Below are 18,650 nucleotides of genomic sequence, written 5' to 3' on the forward strand. Positions count from 1 at the left end.
GTCAATGATTTTCTGGCGATTGGGAATTCGTATGTGGAGACGAACACCGAGCGAGTGGAGCACCCGCTCGGGTGCGATGAAAACCGGGTCCCGTGGTCCGGCGGGTTTCGACAGGTCGCATCGGCCGTCCTGCCGCTTGTCCCACGGACCCGGTTCAAGTCAGAGGATTAATTCTTGCGCGGTTCGATGGTCAGAATCAAACGATCCTCACTGGACTGAACCCGGGACAGAAACTGTCGGCTGTCCTTGAGACCGATGGTCTCCCGGATCTTGTCCATGCGGGTGTAATCCTCAAGCGTCCGGTCCGTCCGGGTGAAGAATTCCATATCTTCGAGGATTTCGTAGAGGTTGTTTCGCATCCGACGGTCGCTCTCCTCGTCCTGGCGTTTCACCATCTCGAGGCGATCGTCCGTCAGCCAGATGTCCGGTTCAGCCAGGGCGGTTTCGACTGTGTCAAGAACGGCCTCGGCGCGCGCCGGTGCGGTGGATGTGTTGATGATCAGGTAGGTGGCCGGAATTTCCGGTTCAGCCTGATCGACCCCGACGGTAACGTCGTAGCTGTCGCCCTGGGCTTCGCGGATCTCACTCATCAGGTAGTCTTCCAGCATAGCGGCGGTGAGATTGGCCGTCTTTCTCTGGCTCTGATCCCAAATGGCCTCGGTCAAGCGAATGCGCATATCGATGTCGGTCCGGTCCTCGCCGTGGGCCGGTACCCTGACGCGCTGTTGGCCCGACCAATGGTAGGGGTCGACAGCACCGTCGCTGACATCCGGCAGCGGGACGCCCGCCAGATTGGCTTCCAGAGCATCGACCAGATCATCCTGCCCGACGTTGCCGATCACGAACAGGTCGAGACCGGTGCCCTTGGCGAGCCATTGGCTTTGGTAGTCGGTCAGGCTTTCAACGGTGACGCCTTCGAGATCATCGAGCGTCAGGGTGGCGAACCCGGGCTGGTCGATGATAAAGGGCTTGATGGCTGCTTCGGTGCGTCCGTTCGGTGTGTCCGGGAAAGCCGTCAGGTAGTCGCGCGTGCCGACCTGGTACTCTTCGACCGTTGCGTCGGCAAACGTCATCGGCTGCATCTGATGGGCGATCATCGCCAGCATCCAGTCGATCCCATCGGGCCGGCCGTCCCAATACAGACCACTGGACGTGTCGAAGCTGTAGACGCTGCCATCGATACCGTGCTGGTTCTGCCAGTCCAGATAGGCCGAATGACTCATAGTCGCCGGCGGCGTATCCATGAGGGCGTTCGACCAGAAGAGGTCGAGCACGGCGTCCTCGCGTGATTTAACGGCGGTACCGCCCCGGCTGACCAGGTTGACGATGACCCGGTTTTGCTCGATATCGGTCGGGTAATACCAGACGGTCAACCCATTGCTGAGTTTCATCCGGATCAGGTTCGGAATTTCCGTGCCAACCGACAGCGTAACCTCACCCGGGCGGCGATTCAGTGCGAGCTCCGACTGTTCGTCGATGACGACATCCATGGCCGCCACGGACCGGGAGGCGGTCTGTTCGATCACCGCCTGGAGTTCATCGGAGTTCCAATCGGACACTTCATTCGGGGTGACCACGGCACCGGCGACAATTGGCGCCTCGGTGAGGTGCTTGCGCAACCAGACGTTAAAATCGTCATGCCGATAGTAGCTGTGCAGGTACTGACCGGCATCGATGTAGTCGTCCCAGTCGAACAGGGTCATGCCGCTCTCGGTGACAAATTTGATCCAGTCTAGACGCTCGGCCGCGGAATAGTCGGCCAGCGCATCGCCCTGAACAGTCAGGTCGTTGATCAGCCGGCGGCCATAGAGCTGATATTCCTCTTTGCTGATGCCGTGCTGGATCAACTGTTGCCAAAGCGATTCCAGATCGGCGGCGTGGTCCACCGACAGCGGGCCTCGCGGTGAGGCGATCAGGTCGATGACGTAGGCGTCGTCCTCCTGGAAATAGGCATAGACCTCGACGTCCACCATCGGCGTCTGCTGATCGCCCCATTGCTCGCTGCGCTCTTCCAGCGCCTTGATCAACAGTTCGCTGAACAATTCATCCTGCTGGCCGGGCACGGTGGTCAAGGGATCCGGACGCAATACCCGCCCCTGTTCGAGGTAGCTGCCGGTGATGGTTTCATCGCTGGCGACCCAGTAGCGACCGCCCTGATAATCGACCTCGGGCCGGTTCGGTTCAAAGTCGGTTGCCCGGGGCAGATCGGCGAAGGCTTTGTGGATCTGGTATTGGGCGTCGCCCAGGCTGAGTCCGCCGGAGACATAGAGTGTCATTCGGTCGGCCCGGTAGGTCCGTTCGTAGAGGGCGCGCAGCGACTCGGCGGTGGCCTGTTCGATACTTTCCGGCGTGCCGATCGGCAGACGTTCGATGTAGTCGGTGCCCTGATACAGACTCTGATACTGCTGCAACCAGACCGGGGCTTCGCCGGAATTGCCCAGTCGCCATTCTTCGATAACGACGCCTTTTTCGGCTTCGACCTCGGCCGGGTCGAATTGAATGCCGCCGGCCCAGTCCGCCAGGACCTGATACGCTTCGGTAACCAGGTCCGGTTGGTCGGCGGGTACGCTCAACTGGTAGACGGTTTCGTCGAAGTCGGTGTAGGCGTTGATGTCGCCGCCGAAGTCCATGCCGGTGGATTTTAGGTAGTCGGTGAGGCTTTGGCCCGGGTAGTGTTCGGTGCCGTTGAACGCCATGTGTTCGATGAAGTGGGCGTACCCCAATTCGTCCTGGGCTTCGTCCAGAGAGCCGAAGTCGACCTTGAGACGGAATTCGACGGTGGAGGCGTTTTCGGCCCAGGTGTCGATGTGGTAATTGAACCCGTTGGGCAGTTCGCCGGAGACGACTTCTTCGTTGTCGTACAGGGCGATGAGTTCGTGGTCCGGTGTGAGGGATTGCTGGCCGGCCATGCTGGCGCAGCCGGTCAGGATGATCGTGCCGATCCAGGTGGTTGGGTGCCGGAGGATGGCGTTCCTTGTAGAGGTGGTCACTGCTTACCTTTCCTTCTGGTTCTGGTTGATTGCGGTGGTTTGTCGTTGGGTTGGTTGGATTGCCAAGGATCGCGCCCGCTGCCGGGGACACTCATCCGGGGTCGCCGTGAACCCGTCCATGGGGGCTTGGCTTCGGCATCCTTGCCTCAGACATCCCCGGCTGAGCATCCCCGGCATCGATCGCTTGAACCGGTGGTTACATCAGCATCCAATCCCACAAACCGGGGGACTGATTACCACGGTCATTCTAACTGATTAACTGTATATTCAGCGTCTTCAAATTGCTTCAACAGACCTTGTTTACCCTGTAAATGCAAAGCGCCGACGGCGATGCATTCGGTCGCGGTTTTATCGTCGAGTTCGAGCAAAATGTCCAGCCAGTTCTGATTGCGTTGGTGAATTAAAATTGCTTCCAGGCCGGGGTATTCGTTCAGTCCGGCGACTTGATAAAGCGTATTGAGGTCACCGGATTTCCAGGCTTGTACCATGTCGGTAATCAGACGTTCCATGGTGTTGAGTTCGGTGAGGGTTTGTTCGATGAAGGTGTCGGCGTCGAGTTCGCCGGCCTGGTTAAGGAAGTTGAATTGTTCCATCGGGGTTTCGAGGTAGCGAACCGGTAAGTCTTTGGCCTTGGCTTGTTGATGCAGGTGGGTGTCGATACCGTATTGCGGTTGGAAGCCGAGGTTGGTCATGGCGGTGGTGGATAGGATGACGCCGGCGGCCCAGGGTTTGAGTGGCAACAGGATGGCGATGGGCAGGCCTTGATTGGCGGCTTCTTTTTTCAAAGATTCGAAGACGTCGGGGCTGAGTTCGTTGTTGAGCAGACGGCCGGAAGGCAGGCGCATGGCGTCCTGGATTTGCAGCATGAGCTCGGGGTTTTCCATGGCGTCGAGGTCGGTTTCGAGCCAGAGCCGGTCGCATTGGTCGAAGGTGGCCTGGTAGACGTCGGGCAGTGGGTGGTCGCTGTGGCGTAACAGGTGAAAGGTGCCGAAGAAGTAGACGGTGTTGGAGCCCTCGGCTTGCCAGATGGGTGCGGCCTGTGTGGTCGCTGTCAGTGCCAGAAGGACGATGAGGGCGCGGGTGATGAGGGTCATGATTCGGTTTCCTGTTGCTGTTGCTCTTGCTGACGTTTACGTTGACGCAGGTAGGCGTGCAGCATTTCGGCGTCGAGGCCGTGCAGCATGAGGCGAAAGCCGGATTGCAGTGTGATGAACGGTACCATCGGGTGGCGGTTGTTGACGACGCCGATGAGTAAGGGGTCCTGCACCAGTTGGCTGACGTAGAGGGCGACGGTTTCATCCAGTTGCAGGGAATTGGCCGCGCGCCAGAAGTCGTGGTCGGTCAGCAGCAGGGAATACATCGGCACATAGGCTTCGATGGCGGTCTGCAGGTCGATGACATTGGTGCGGCCCTGTTCACCCGGGTCGAAGTCGAATTCGCCGTCGGTAATGGCGTCGAAGTTGAGGCGTTCGGGTGGCTCGATCTCGCGGCCTTGTTGTTGCAGTGTCTGGTTCAGTTCGAGGATGAAGTTGTAGATGTTGAGGTCGTGCACCAGGAAGGCGTCGTCTTTCAAATCCGCGAGGTTTTTCGGGCGCAGCGGTTGCGTGGATTCGATGGTAACACCGGTATTGTCGGCGATGAATTTCAAAATCTCGGTGCCGATGTGGAAGTGGCGCAGGATCAGGTAATTGCTGTCGCGGCGGACGAAGTGTTTCAGGCCCCAATAGATGGTGCGATGCAGCGCCTTGGGCCAGGCCCAGCGACGCGGCAACACCATGCGAATCAGTTTGACCAGGATGATGCCGAGCCGCGCCAGGGGCCGCAGGATGGGCAGCAGGTAGCGACGCGAGCGGGAGTTGTAGCCGCGCAACAGGGCCCGTTTGGCCTCGTCGTGAATGGGCAGGCTGCGGTCGAGGTAGAGCGCCAACCAGGGGTTGGGGTCGGCGCGGTCGATGCGTTGACGGTCGAAATCCAGATCCCAATTCACCCGTAGTGCCCCACTTCTTCCAGTTGCAACAGGTACAACCGTGCGGTGACGGTCGCGGTCTCGACAATGGCATCCGCCATGCCGGGTGTATCCAGAATGCCACTGCCCAGCGCCGCTTCCAATTCGTTCAGGTGGTCCGGGTCGTGATCGGCGTGGTAGCGGTAAAAGGTCACCTGTTCATCGGTCAGCGACAGCGCATCGGTAACCGCTTCTGCGAAGGTGCGGGCGAACCATTGGCCGAGCCCTTCGATGATGAACATGGCACCCATCAGGTCGAACGGGTTCGGTTGGCTGGCGCGCTGGAACATCCAGGCGGACAAGGCGACCGAGCCGATGTTCTTGCGTGCGGCATCCAGGTCGGACGGGTCGCCATCGCAGGCAGTATAGTCATGGGCCAGCATCGCATAGTCCCGATGCTCGGTCACGGCATGACGCAGGAACTGAGAGCGCAGTTCCAGATGCGGGCGGGTGACCGAGGAGGCGGCGCGGGCGATCCAGGCGCTGCCATCCAGCACCTGGGCATAGTGGTCTTTGAGCAACATCCGGTAATCGGCGAGTCGCAACCGGCTTTCACGGGCGTCTCGGATAATGGGTACCGTTAATAGCCGGCTTTCGAATTCGGTCCAGACGCGGGTCAGGCGACGCATCAGGTGTTGGACATCGGTTTGGCTCATGGTCGGCTCCTTATACCACCGTCAAATGCATAAATGCCGCCAGAGCGCGGCCGCTTTCCGGCACAAAACACAGCACGGTCTGGCCGGGTTGCGGATCGGTGGAGCGCAACCAGTCGTCCAGCATGACGAAAACCGAGGCACTGCCGGTGTTGCCCCGGGTTTCGAGGTTGTTGAACCAGCGCTCGGTCGGGATCATGGCGCCGGTGGCCTCGAGCAGACGCTCCATTTCCCGGCCCAGCGACCTGGCCGAATAATGCGGCAGGAAGGCGTCGATGTCCCCGGGTTCGATTCCGTGCTTGTCCAGTACTTCCAGATAGTAGCCGACCCAGACCGGGAAGATCTGGTAGAGCAGTTTGAGGTCCTGTTTCAGCGTCAGCGCGCCAGCCTGATGGGCTTCCCCCGGTGAGCGATAGTGACTCCAGACCTCGGTGTCATGGCGATTGTCGGCCATGCCGGCGTACATGCAGGCCGGGAAACGGTCGGCGAACGACCGTTGCTCGATCCAGTCGATGCGCAGGCTGCGGCCACTCGCCGCCGGTTCGGGTTCGATCAGGACGGCACCGGCCCCGTCGGACAGCGTCCAGCGCAGGAATTCCACACCCGGATCGGGGTTGTCCCGGTAGCTTTCGGCATAGAAGTCCGGTTGGAACCAGCGGCAGGCGCTTTCACTGCCACTGGCCACGGCCGCCTCGGACTGACCGCTCTGCACACTGAACTGAGCCATTTTGAGGGCCATCAGGCTGCTGGCGCACACACTCTGGAAGGAAGCGATTTCGAGATTGGCGATCCCCAGTTCGGCCTGGACGGCGCTGGCAAAGCCGGGGACCAGCAGGTCGCCCTGAGTGGTGCCGGTGGCCAGAAAATCGAGCCGGTCGTCGCGGCAACGCCCTTGGGTCAGGGCTTCCCGGACGGCGTTGGCGGCCAGTTGGGCATTGCTGTGGGTGATTTGGCCATCCGCCGTGCGGGTGTAGTGGCGCTGGCGAATACCGTTGCGGCGCAGGGTCGCGCGACCGAGACGGCGATGTTCGTCGCCGAGTTCGCCGATGTAGGTTTCCATGGCGTCGTTGGTGATCGGCTCGCCGGGCAGGAAGGCTCCGGTACCGGTGATGTAGACGGGTCTCATCCTTGGCGCTTCTCCATCGCTAAAGATGACCTGGACTATACCAGTCGGAGCTCAATAAATGGAATAGTCACTTTTCAATACACTATTGAGCAAATCGACCGAATGCCGTCCCTGGCAGACAGGCGTCAGGATTTGGAGTGTTTCAGCACTTCGGCCAGACCGGCCACAGCCCCGCCAACATTCGACAGTTCGGCCGGGATGATCATGGAGTTATTGGTCTTCGCCAACTTGCCGAACTCGCCGACGTACTGCTCGGCGATGCGCAGGCTGACCGCATCCTTGCCACCCGGGGTCTGGATGGCCTCGGCGATCTTGCGCAGCCCTTCGGCCGTGGCGGTGGCGATCAGTTCGATCTCCTGGGCCCGACCTTCGGCTTCGTTGATTTGCTTCTGCTTTTCCGCCTCGGACAGATTGATCACTTCCTGCTTCTGACCTTCGGAGACATTGATCATTGCCTGGCGTTCGCCCTCGGACTTGGCGATGGCCGCCCGGCGTTCACGTTCAGCGCGCATTTGCTGTTCCAACGCATCCTTGATGCTGTCCGGCAGGGCGATGTCCGAGATTTCGTAACGCAGCACCTTGATGCCCCAGGGGGAAGCCGCTTCATCGAGCGCCTGAACCACGACTTCATTGATCTTGGCCCGCTCTTCGAAGGTTTTATCCAGATCGGTCTGACCGATCACCGAACGCATCGTGGTCTGCGCCAACTGACTGGCCGCATTGCGGTAGTTGTCCACGCCGTAACTGGCTTTGTGCGCGTCGATGACCTGAATATACAGCACGCCGTCGATGCCGACCTGGATGTTGTCCTTGGTCACGCAGTCCTGCTGCGCCACATCGATCACTTCTTCTTTCAGGGTGTGCTGGTACGCCACCTTGTCGATGAACGGAATCAGGATGTGGAAACCGGAATCGAGCGTCTTGTGGTACTTACCCAGGCGCTCGACCACGTAATTGGACCGCTGCGGCACAATGCGCGCAGTCTTGAGGATGATGATGATAACGGCCAGGGCAAAACCGATGGCCAGGAAGGTTCCGATGTCGTTGAACAGTTCCATGGATGGTCCTTATCGAGAGAGTAAAGGGAAGAGTGTCAGTATCACTCCGGTTTATTGCGGGATACGGTCAGTCGGATGCCCTCGTTGGCAACCACCCAGGCCACATCTCCGGCTTTCAAATCGTCGTCGGACAACGCATCCCAGGCCACGCCATTGAGGACCACGCGTCCGGCGCCCTGGTGAAAATCGCGCTCGACCGTCACCCGCTCGCCGATGTCCTTTTGAAAGTCCATCGACCCGCCGCCCTGGTCGACACTGTCGCCCAGGAATATGCCTTTCAGGCGTTTACGGGCCAGCAACAGGGTGGACAGGCTGACAACGCCAAAGACCAGCATTTGCCAGGTCAGGCTTTCGATCACGCCCGCCCACAGGAGGACGCCCGTGGCGATGGCGCCGATACCGATAAAGACGGCGATTATGCTGGTGGCGAGCAGTTCCGAGAGGATCAGAGTGACACCGACGATGATCCAGATTACAGCGGTGGGCATGAAGAAGTGACCTCCTTGGTCGAATCAGCAAGGCCTGCCACTTTATCCTTGGCAGACCCTCAATGGAAGACAGGTTATTTATGCTCGACCAGTTCGATTTCGTATTCAACGTCGCCGCCCGGGGTTTTCACGACGACTTCGTCGCCCTCTTCCTTGCCGATCAATGCGCGGGCGATCGGTGAGGTAACGGAGATCTTGTTCACTTTCACGTTGGCTTCGTCCTCGCCAACGATTTTATAGGTGACGCCCTGGTCGGTTTCCAGGTTCAGCAAGGTTACGGTACAGCCGAAGATGACCTTGCCGGACTTGGGGATGTCCTGGATGTTGATCACCTGGGCGTTGGAGAGCTTGTTCTCGATTTCCTGGATGCGCCCTTCAATAAAGCCCTGTTGTTCTCGCGCGGCGTGGTATTCGGCGTTTTCTTTCAGGTCGCCGTGTTCGCGGGCTTCGGCGATGTCCTGAATGACCTTCGGGCGCTGATGCTGCTTGAGGTCCTTCAGTTCGTTCTGCAGGGCGATCTCGCCTTCAAGTGTCATGGGATAGCGTTGCATAGTCGGTCTTCCTGCTCTCTGGCCGGCCGCCGTGGCCGGTGTGTGAATTCGGGTTGTCGAGGAGTCCCTCAACATCAATAGACCGCCGGGCTGAGTATTGGGCTCAACCTTGGGGGCGGTTTGAATCGAATACTGCTCCCGTACATCCTGTATCCGCAGAATAGGTACATCCATATACAAAAAAGGGCGCCCGAGGCGCCCTTTTCATCAAAGCCTTGGGCGGCTCGGTCAGGGCGACTTCCAGGACGTCTGCGTCTTGTGCAGGTCCTGCAGGCGACGTACCGGCGTCACGGCCGCGAATTGCATGGCCATCACCGAGGCTTCGGCACCGGCCAACGTCGTAGTGTAATAAACCTTGTGCTGCAATGCACTACGGCGGATTTCGGCGCTGTCGATGATCGATTGGCGGCCCTCGGTGGTATTGATGATGAAGGACACCTCCCCGTTCTTGATCATATCGACCAAGTGCGGGCGGCCCTCGTTCACCTTGTTCACCACTTTCACCTCCAGCCCGGCGTCGGTCAGCATTTCCAGCGTACCGCCGGTGGCGTAGAGCTCGAAGCCCTGCTCCACCAGGTTCCTGGCGACCGGAACAATGGCTTTCTTGTCCCGGTCCTTGACCGAGAGAATCACCTTGCCAGCCTTGGGCATACGCGTGCCGGCCCCGAGCACGGCCTTGAAGAAGGCCTCGGCGAAGGTATCGCCGGTGCCCATAACCTCGCCGGTGGACTTCATTTCCGGGGTCAGGATCGGGTCCACACCCGGGAACTTGTTGAACGGCAACACGGCTTCTTTCACCGAGTAGTAGTGCGGAATCACTTCGGCGGTGTAGCCGAGCTCTTCAAGCGTCTTGCCGGTCATCACCTGGGCGGCGACCTTGGCCAGGGAGATGCCGATCGCCTTGGAGACGAAAGGCACGGTCCGGGAGGCGCGCGGGTTCACCTCGATGATGTAGAGCTGGCCGTCTTGCCAGGCCATCTGGACGTTCATCAGGCCGACAACGTTCAACTCCAGCGCCATGTCGGTAATCTGCTTGCGGATCAGGTCCAGCGCTTCCTGTGGCAGGCTGTAGGGCGGCAGCGAGCAGGCTGAGTCGCCGGAATGGACGCCGGCCTGTTCGATGTGCTGCATGATGCCGCCGATGACCACCTGCTTGCCGTCGCTGACGGCGTCGATGTCGACCTCGATGGCCGAATCCAGGAAGTGGTCCAGCAGCACCGGGGCGTCATTGGAGACCTGGACGGCGTCGCGCATGTAGCGCTCCAATTCGGCTTCCTCGTAGACGATCTCCATGGCCCGGCCACCCAGCACGTAGGACGGGCGTACGACCAGCGGGTAGCCGATCTCGCGGGCGATGTTGATCGCCTGGTCCAGGCTGCGTGCGGTGCCGTTTTCCGGCTGCAGCAGGTTGAGCTTGTCGACCATGACCTGGAACCGCTCACGGTCTTCGGCGCGGTCGATGGCGTCCGGAGTGGTACCGATGATCGGGGTACCAGCGGCTTCCAACTCACGCGCCAGCTTCAACGGCGTCTGGCCGCCAAACTGGACGATGACACCGGTCGGCTTTTCCAACTCGACAATTTCCAGTACGTCTTCCAGCGTCACCGGTTCGAAATAGAGGCGGTCCGAGGTGTCGTAGTCGGTGGAGACGGTCTCCGGGTTGCAGTTGACCATGATGGTCTCGTAGCCGTCTTCCCGGGCCGCCAGAGCGGCGTGTACACAGCAGTAATCGAATTCGATGCCCTGGCCGATCCGGTTCGGGCCGCCGCCGATGACCATGATCTTCTGACGGTCGCTCGGGTTGGCTTCGCATTCCTCGTCGTAGCTGGAATACATGTAGGCCGTGCTGGAGGCGAACTCGGCGGCGCAGGTGTCGACCCGCTTGTAGACCGGGCGAACGCCGTGTTCCCAGCGTTTCTTGCGCAGTTCTTTTTCGGTGACGCCCATCAAACTGGCCAGGCGTTCATCGGAGAAGCCTTTGCGCTTGAGGCGACGCAGTATGTCGGCATCCAGATCTTTCATGCCGGATTCCTGCAGCGTTTTCTCTTCGTTGATCAGGTCTTCGATCTGCACCAGGAACCAGGGGTCGATGCCGGTCAGGCGCTGGACTTCGGCCACGCTGAAATCGGCCCGGAAGGCGTCGGCGATGTACCAGATGCGGTCCGCGCCCGGCTCTTTCAGCTCGCGCACGATGCGATCGTTGGCGCCTTCGGTGTTCAGGTCGACCTTTGGATCGAAACCGCCGACATTCACTTCCAGCCCGCGCAGGGCCTTGTGCAGCGATTCCTGGAAGTTCCGGCCGATGGCCATGACCTCGCCCACGGACTTCATCTGGGTGGTGAGGCGGTCGTTGGCCTGGGCGAATTTCTCGAAGGCGAAACGCGGAATCTTGGTGACGACGTAGTCGATGCTCGGTTCGAACGAGGCCGGGGTAATACCGCCGGTGATGTCGTTCTGCAGTTCGTCCAGCGTATAACCGACGGCCAGCTTGGCGGCGATCTTGGCGATCGGGAAGCCGGTCGCCTTGGAGGCCAGCGCCGAGGAACGGCTGACCCGCGGGTTCATCTCGATGACGACCATGCGGCCGGTTTCCGGGTCAACGCCGAACTGGACGTTGGAGCCGCCGGTCTCGACGCCGATCTCGCGCAGCACCGCCAGCGAGGCGTCGCGCATGATCTGGTATTCCTTGTCGGTCAGCGTCTGGGCCGGGGCGACGGTGATGGAGTCGCCGGTGTGCACGCCCATGGCGTCGAAGTTTTCGATGGCGCAGACGATGATGCAGTTGTCCGCCTTGTCGCGGACCACTTCCATCTCGTACTCCTTCCAGCCAATCAGGCTTTCGTCGATCAGCAGTTCGTTGGTCGGCGACAGATCGAGGCCGCGCTCGCAGATCTCGTCGAATTCTTCCTTGTTGTAGGCGATGCCGCCGCCGGAGCCGCCCATGGTGAAACTTGGGCGGATGATGCAGGGGAAGCCGATCCAGCTCAGGATGTCCAGGGCTTCCTGCATGGAGCGGGCAATGCCGGAACGCGGGGTTTCCAGGTTGATGGCTTTCATCGCCTGGTCGAACCGCTCGCGGTCCTCGGCCTTGTCGATGGTGTCGGCGTTGGCGCCGATCATCTGCACGCCGAATTTATCCAGAACGCCCTCGCGTTCCAGGTCGAGCGCACAGTTCAGGGCGGTCTGGCCACCCATGGTCGGCAATAGGGCGTCGGGGCGCTCCTGTTCGATGATCTTGGCGACCTCGGTCCAGACCACCGGCTCGATGTAGGTGGCGTCGGCCATGACCGGGTCGGTCATGATGGTCGCCGGGTTGGAATTGACCAGGATGACGCGGTAGCCCTCTTCGCGCAGGGCTTTGCACGCCTGGGCGCCGGAATAGTCGAATTCGCAGGCCTGGCCGATGACGATCGGTCCCGCGCCCAGGATGAGAATGCTTTTGATGTCAGTACGTTTTGGCATGGGTCTCTCAGCGCGTGGCGGTCTTCATCAATTCAATAAAGTGGTCGAACAGGGGCGCGCAGTCGTGCGGACCCGGACTCGCTTCCGGGTGGCCCTGAAAACTGAACGCCGGCTTGTCGGTGCGTCGAATGCCCTGCAGGGAACCGTCGAAAAGCGAGCGGTGCGTCAATTCCAGATTCTCGGGCAGGCTGTCCGCATCGACGGCGAAGCCGTGGTTCTGGCTGGTGATCATCACCGTCTTGCTGGCGATGGTTTCCACCGGGTGGTTGGCGCCGTGGTGACCGAACTTCATCTTGGCCGTACTGGCGCCGGAGGCCAGGCCGAGCAACTGATGCCCCAGGCAAATGCCGAAGACCGGAATCTCGGTCTCCAGAATCTCGCGAATGGCGGCGATGGCGTAGTCGCAGGGCTCCGGATCGCCGGGACCGTTGGACAGGAAGATGCCGTCCGGGTTCATGGCCAGCACCTCGCTGGCTGGTGTTTGCGCCGGCACCACGGTCAGGCGGCAGCCACGGTCGACCAGCATGCGCAGGATGTTGCGCTTGACGCCGTAATCGTAGGCGACCACGTGATAGGGCAGCTCGCTGTCGTCGCGTACCGGGTGCCCTTCGCCCAGTTGCCAGCTGCCTTCGCGCCAGGTGTAGGTTTCCGGGGCGCTGACTTCCTTGGCCAGGTCCATGCCTTTCAACCCGGCGAAACCGCGCGCCAGTTCCAGCGCACGCGCTTCATCGATCTGGTCACCGGCCATGATGCAGCCGTTTTGGGCGCCTTTTTCGCGCAACAGTCGGGTCAGGCGTCGGGTGTCGATGTCGGCGATGGCGACGACCTGATTGTCGATCAGGTAGTCGCTGAGCGACTGCTCGCTGCGGAAATTGCTGTGCAACAGCGGCAGGTCGCGGATGACCAGTCCGGCGGCCCAGACGTGGTCCGATTCTTCGTCTTCGCTGTTGGTGCCGGTATTGCCGATGTGGGGGTAGGTGAGAGTGACGAGTTGTCGTGCGTAGGAAGGGTCTGTCAGGATTTCCTGATAACCGGTCATGGCGGTGTTGAACACCACCTCACCGATCGATTCTCCGGGGGCGCCGATGCTGATGCCCCGGAACAGACTGCCGTCAGCTAGTGCGAGTATGGCTGGCGTACTCAAAGATCCGTTCCTCTGTTTTGTGCGCGTGGACTTTCGGCTGTGAGGGTCCAGAATGCGAGATGGCTGTTGCGACGAGTTCCTTGGTCCCGCATTCTGACCAAGCGGACAAATTCCCAACCCCTTTCGCAAAAAAGCGAGATGAAGTAGCCTCCATCCCGCTCGGAAACAATTGCGTTGATTCAGGTGAAAAACTGTTTTTCGCTTGGCGATCTGGGTGCCGTGCCCAAATTGCGGGGATTCTACCGGAAGCGGCCTTGCGCTGTCCACCGGAAACCCACTCCACTACTTGCCCTGACGGGAATGACGATGACTTTGACTTCAAGACTGGCGTTCACCCGGGACCTGGCCATTCAGGCTGGTCAACTCATTCGCAAACGGCGTGAAACGGGCCGGCTGGAACGCTCCTTCAAAGGTGGAGTCGAGTTGGTGACCGACGCCGACCTGGCGGCCGAAAAGCTGATCAAGACAGCGCTGCAGGCCAGCCATGCCGACGACGCCATCCTGGCCGAGGAAACGGCCGAGCGGCCCAGCGGCGAGACGTTGCTGGGCCCGCTCTGGGTCATCGACCCCATCGACGGGACAGTAAACTACGCCCACGACCACAACATGGTGGCCGTCTCCATCGCCTGGTACGACCGGGGCGAGGCTCAAATCGGCGTCGTCTACAACCCCTTTCTCGATGAATGCTTCACCGCCATTCGCGGTCAGGGCGCCTGGCTGAATGACGAACCGATCACCGTCTCCGGCAAGTCCGAGATCGGTCGGGCCCTGGTGGCGACCGGTTTTCCGTACCAGAAGGAAGGTCGGGATGAATTGATTCAACGCCTCGGTCGCGTCATGTCGCACTGCGCCGACGTGCGCCGGCTGGGTTCGGCGGCTCTGGACATCTGCTGGGTGGCCTGCGGCCGGCTGGACGCCTACTACGAGACTGTCAGCCCCTGGGACAGCGCAGCGGCGCAGTTGGTGGCCCGCGAGGCCGGTGCGCGGCTGGGCCGGTTCAAGCCGACCGGGTCCGACCTGCCCGAAGAACTAGAGGGGCGGCACTGGTTGATCAGCACACCGGGCGTGTATGACGACTTGCTCATGACGCTGAAGGACTGACCCTGGGGGCGCCGACGTCTCGCTGGCGCTCCCAGGATCAGTCGAAATAGTTCGCCATGCGCTCACGGACGGAGCGATGATCTTCATTGTCGTCCAACTGAATTAGGTGGTCGGCCAGGCGCCCCAGCGGTTGCAGACCCACGAACACCAACCCCAGATACGCCAGCCCCCAAGGCCCTACAACGGCCAACATCGCCAGCAGAATCACCAGGTGATTGACCAGGTACACCGGCCCCAACCAGAGTACCTGTTGCTCGATCCGCCAACGCCCGCCGCGATGACCCAGAACAATCGCCATCGCAAGAGGCGCCAGATTGATCAGTCCGGCCACCAGTGCGAGAGGTGCCCACAACCAGGCGGTGAGGCCGGGCCATTGCCAGCGACGCATGGACTGCACTTCATGCCACGACAGCAGCAGGGAAGACGGCACTCGGCCAGACTGACTGACCAGAGGCAGATTAGGCAATGTCTGGTGCCCTTTGACCGACCAGGCCAGTTTTTGTAACGCCTGCAACTCCACCAGGATGTTCAGGTGATTCTTCGACAGGTCCAGCGGTTGTGGTCGCCAGATCCAGTGGATGGGGCTGCCCAGTGTATGACGGAAGTCGTAGTTGAAGGTCAGCAGCTGAACGGTCAGTCGGCCTTCCTGCTGCCGCAGCGCGGATAATTGCTGTTGCAGCGTCTCAATGGCGCTTCTGGATTCGACGTCGATCGAAATCACCAGAGTGCGCCCCTGACGCAGCCAGTAGGCCAGACGATCCTTCATGGCGCCTTCCGGTGTCCTGGCCTGGGCAGCCCGGCCACACAGGCGGGGGTACCCCCAGCAATCGGAAAACCGGGCCCGGTCGACAAAGATGGGGGCCCGTTTCAGTCGCGACCAGAACAGCCAGCAATCGGCCGGGCCCAGGCGTCGCGGCACCAGGATGACATCCAGATCCGCGCCGCCCTGATCCAGCGCCTGTCCATGTACGTGCACCGGGCCGAGCAGGGCTCGACTGACCCAGCGTCCCAAGGTTCTCATCACTGTGTGCGTTCCCATGGTCATCCCTCGATGCCGTTGCGTGGGGTGACATCTTAGGCGGCAACGGGGGGCTCTCAAGCGCTGTACAAGAAGTTGCCGAATGTGCGACTATCCGTAGCGCATTGTGCTACCTTCCGTGAAAAGACCATGTCTCAGACTGTTCAACTTGTTGATACACTGAAAAGAATCCTCCGCGAGCGCAAGATCACCTACGCGGATGTCGCGGCCAAGCTGGACCTCAGCGAGGCCAACGTCAAACGGATGTTCTCCAAACGACACTTCACGCTGAACCGGCTGGAAGAGATCTGCGCGATGGCGGGGGCCGATCTCGGCTACCTGATGGCGCGGATGCACGAAGGCTCGATGATTCTCGATGAATTGAGCGAGGACGCCGAGCGTGAGCTGGTATCGGACGTGAAGTTACTGCTCGTGGCCCAGTTGCTGGTGAATCGCTGGGAATATGAGGACGTCGTTAACACCTACGAGATCGATGAATTCGAGGCCACCCGGCTGCTGGCGAAGCTGGACCGGCTCGGTGTCATCGAGCTGCTCCCAGGCAACCGGGTGAAGACGAAACTGTCGCGGGATTTCAAATGGATCCCGAACGGGCCGGTGTACAAGTTTTTCGAGAAAAACGTGTCCCGGGATTTCTTCAACTGCAAGTTCAACCCGAAAGCCGGTGAATTACTGGTATTCGTTGGCGGGATGCTGTCGCGGCAATCCAACATGCAGATGCAAAACAGCATGCGGCGCCTGGCGCGGGAGTTCGATGAACTGAGCAAGGAAGACGGCAAACTGCCGCTGGAAGAAACCTTCGGTTCCGGTATGGTTCTGGCCTTGCGTCCGTGGGAGCTGGATATCTTCGCCGAATTACGGCGCAAGCCCAATACCAAGAAGTTTTAACGTCTACCCCCATGTTGGATGAGGGGCCGGGGTTTCCCCCGGCCCACTGCCATTACTGGGCGGCGATGTAATCCGACACATGGGCATTGGCGAAATGCCCGCGCCAGATCATCAACCGGTACAAGGCCGCGGCCACATCCGCGCGCGTCGCATCCAGCGTGGGTGAAAAAACATTGCTGTACGGGTGGTTCACCATGATTTTATTGGAGAACACCTTGGCCATGCCGACTTCGGCCCAATCCGGAATATTGAACTCATCCAGCAGGACATCGTTCATCTCACCGATGTCGTATTCGGTCAGGCCGGGTTGCGACACCAGCGGCAGATAGGTTTCCAGACGCGTGATGTTGTTGTTCGGGCGGAAGGTACCGTCCGGATAGCCCGCCGTCCAACAGGCCCGCGCCATTTGCAGAATTGTATCGTGGGCCCAGTGACCGTCGATATCCGAGAAGTCCCGATCCGAGCACTGCGGCTGCGGCGCCGGGTCGATGACGGCCGCCAGCATGGCCATGTATTCAGCGCGTGTGATGGCGTTGTCCGGCCGGAAGGTGCTGTCCGGATACCCCGAGAAATACCCCTGGTCGATGAAGAACGCGATTTCGTTGTAAGCCCAATGATTTTGAATGTCGTAGAAGCTGTCCGACGGCCGGTCGATATCCGTTTCGGTCGGCTGACTGACCCAGTCGAGCCCGTTCACCGAGCCGTCGTACAGGTCGTACGGCAGGAACTCGTGATTGTAGGATACCTCCTGGTCGATCCCCAGAAAGTTGGCTTTTACGCCGATGCTCGCCCGGGTCACACCGCTGATGGACAGTTGGTCCGTCCCGGTGTCGTAAGCGATGGAATTGATGGGCGACAGTGACGTGAAAAACTGGAAGTTATCAACACCGTAGGGTGAGGATTCAAACGTCACCTTGGGAAACAACAGCGTGGCGGCCAGGGTCGGTGTCGTGATCTCGGGCCGTTTGAATTCCGGCGACATGTCGAAATGGGTGAGGTTTTCCCAGCCAACATTGCGGATGTAATGACTGCCCAGCGTCGCACTGCCCTGATCGATCACCATGCCGCCGGTGACCGTCTCGCCCGCGGTCAGCACACCGGTGGCTTCGAGTTTCAGCGAGTTTTTCATCACCAGTGGTACACCCACATTCAGCGTCAGCGGCGGCAGCTCGAGCGTCGCCAGCGTTACGTTGGAGGCGAACCCGACAACACCGGTGAGTTCGACATCCTTGACGTCCAGATACATAACCGTTTTGAAATACTTCGGACGAATCGCGTTGGGTTCTTTCTCCCAGACCAGCTCGAATTCCGGTTTGACCTTCAGCACCAGGGTCGTGAAAAAACCGTTCACACTGCCTGAAAACACCAGCTTGTAGTACCCCTCACTGTCCGGAAGGATTTCCCCCATGGTCGGCACCCAGCTGTCCAGGCCTGTTGTGCTGGTGGTATTGAACGTTTGCTGTGTCGCAGTCGAGGGAGTCTTCGCATTTTGCAGTTTCAACCCGGCACGGGGTGTGACGCCCATGGCGCCGGCATTGGCGGTGGACACTCGAATGCGCCCGTGCGCGTACAGCTCGTTCAGCGTTGCATCGCGCGTCACCACCCGGGTTTTCCCGTCGAGCGTCTGCAGCTCGGTGATCAGTTTCAAAAAACCATTGGGAGCCAGGGCGGTCACGTCGGAGACGAGAACATCGCCGGGGCGTAAATCGCGGGACGCCTCGTTGGCGTCGAAGACGAGCCGATCACCGTCGAACCCAGTCAAACACAACTCGGTTTGACAGTCCTCCACGACGGTAACGTTTTCATTCAGTTGAACGTCGACCACATCGGTGGCCGGATTGGGATTGGCCTGAGCCACGGCAATAAGACTCAGGAGAGACAGCAGCACCAGGCTGTATCGGTTCAGCAACCTCATAGATTGTTTTTCCTGTTGTTATGTTGGTTTGGTTGCGTGGCGGGACAGGAAACGCTGTCGGATGCGGTAACCGGCACTGACAGCGACCAGACCAGTGTATCGTTATTGTTTTCTGGTCCATTCACGGCATGGCCGCCCTATCTTAATCGATTAAGATCAAGTACAAGCGCACGCCTTGAAAACGTTATCAAACCGGGACGGGATTACAAGTCGGGGGGGGGGGGGGGGGGGGG

14 protein-coding genes are annotated in these 18,650 nt (G+C 60.1%); 2 read left to right on the forward strand and 12 right to left on the reverse strand.

Annotated elements, in window-relative coordinates; translation table 11 throughout:
• Positions 1-167 precede the first annotated feature (167 nt).
• From IE111_RS12100 to carA, 10 genes are all read right to left on the reverse strand, one after another.
• Positions 168-2,990, reverse strand: coding sequence for a M16 family metallopeptidase (locus IE111_RS12100; RefSeq protein ID WP_189608943.1), 2,823 nt, complete (start codon positions 2,988-2,990; stop codon positions 168-170).
• A gap of 242 nt (positions 2,991-3,232) precedes the next feature.
• Positions 3,233-4,084: a TraB/GumN family protein gene (locus IE111_RS12105; RefSeq protein ID WP_189608945.1), complete on the reverse strand. Its 852-nt coding sequence runs from the start codon at positions 4,082-4,084 to the stop codon at positions 3,233-3,235.
• Positions 4,081-4,977 carry a DUF6999 family protein gene (locus IE111_RS12110; protein WP_189608948.1) on the reverse strand — a complete coding sequence of 299 codons (897 nt, stop codon included), beginning with the start codon at positions 4,975-4,977 and terminating at the stop codon, positions 4,081-4,083. Before IE111_RS12110 ends, IE111_RS12105 begins: the two co-directional genes overlap by 4 nt.
• Entirely contained in the window at positions 4,974-5,651 is a 678-nt protein-coding gene (locus IE111_RS12115) for an iron-containing redox enzyme family protein (protein WP_189608949.1), read from the reverse strand. Before IE111_RS12115 ends, IE111_RS12110 begins: the two co-directional genes overlap by 4 nt.
• Before the next feature lie 10 nt (positions 5,652-5,661).
• Entirely contained in the window at positions 5,662-6,774 is a 1,113-nt protein-coding gene (locus tag IE111_RS12120; protein ID WP_189608951.1) for a beta-ketoacyl-ACP synthase III, read from the reverse strand.
• 125 nt (positions 6,775-6,899) lie between these two features.
• The gene (locus tag IE111_RS12125; protein WP_189608953.1) at positions 6,900-7,832 is read right to left on the reverse strand and encodes an SPFH domain-containing protein; all 933 of its coding nucleotides are present in this window, start codon (positions 7,830-7,832) and stop codon (positions 6,900-6,902) included.
• Between the two features lie 41 nt (positions 7,833-7,873).
• Entirely contained in the window at positions 7,874-8,320 is a 447-nt protein-coding gene (locus IE111_RS12130; RefSeq protein ID WP_189608956.1) for an NfeD family protein, read from the reverse strand.
• A gap of 74 nt (positions 8,321-8,394) precedes the next feature.
• Positions 8,395-8,871 carry a transcription elongation factor GreA gene (gene greA, locus IE111_RS12135; RefSeq protein WP_189608958.1) on the reverse strand — a complete coding sequence of 159 codons (477 nt, stop codon included), beginning with the start codon at positions 8,869-8,871 and terminating at the stop codon, positions 8,395-8,397.
• 228 nt (positions 8,872-9,099) lie between these two features.
• Complete coding sequence (gene carB, locus IE111_RS12140) at positions 9,100-12,333, reverse strand: carbamoyl-phosphate synthase large subunit (RefSeq protein WP_189608967.1); 3,234 nt, start codon at positions 12,331-12,333, stop codon at positions 9,100-9,102.
• Between the two features lie 7 nt (positions 12,334-12,340).
• On the reverse strand, positions 12,341-13,477 hold the full coding sequence (gene carA / locus IE111_RS12145; protein ID WP_189608976.1) for a glutamine-hydrolyzing carbamoyl-phosphate synthase small subunit: 1,137 nt from the start codon (positions 13,475-13,477) through the stop codon (positions 12,341-12,343).
• Between the two features lie 306 nt (positions 13,478-13,783).
• Between carA and IE111_RS12150 the strand changes: the two genes are divergently transcribed.
• Positions 13,784-14,578, forward strand: coding sequence for an inositol monophosphatase family protein (locus IE111_RS12150; RefSeq protein WP_189608978.1), 795 nt, complete (start codon positions 13,784-13,786; stop codon positions 14,576-14,578).
• A 37-nt stretch (positions 14,579-14,615) separates the two neighbouring features.
• Here IE111_RS12150 and IE111_RS12155 read toward each other — a convergent pair whose 3' ends face one another.
• Complete coding sequence (locus tag IE111_RS12155) at positions 14,616-15,599, reverse strand: hypothetical protein (RefSeq protein WP_189608980.1); 984 nt, start codon at positions 15,597-15,599, stop codon at positions 14,616-14,618.
• Between the two features lie 147 nt (positions 15,600-15,746).
• On the opposite strand from IE111_RS12155, the gene IE111_RS12160 reads away from it, so the two are divergent.
• Positions 15,747-16,502, forward strand: coding sequence for a helix-turn-helix domain-containing protein (locus IE111_RS12160; RefSeq protein ID WP_189608982.1), 756 nt, complete (start codon positions 15,747-15,749; stop codon positions 16,500-16,502).
• Positions 16,503-16,554: 52 nt separating this feature from the next.
• Here the strand turns inward: IE111_RS12160 and IE111_RS12165 are convergent, their stop codons facing one another.
• A complete protein-coding gene (locus tag IE111_RS12165) occupies positions 16,555-18,417 on the reverse strand; it encodes an S-layer homology domain-containing protein (protein ID WP_189608984.1) in 1,863 nt (620 codons plus the stop codon).
• Positions 18,418-18,650: the final 233 nt, after the last annotated feature.

The sequence above is a fragment of the Saccharospirillum salsuginis genome, assembly GCF_014651855.1.
GTDB classification, from domain to species: Bacteria; Pseudomonadota; Gammaproteobacteria; order Pseudomonadales; family Natronospirillaceae; genus Saccharospirillum; species Saccharospirillum salsuginis.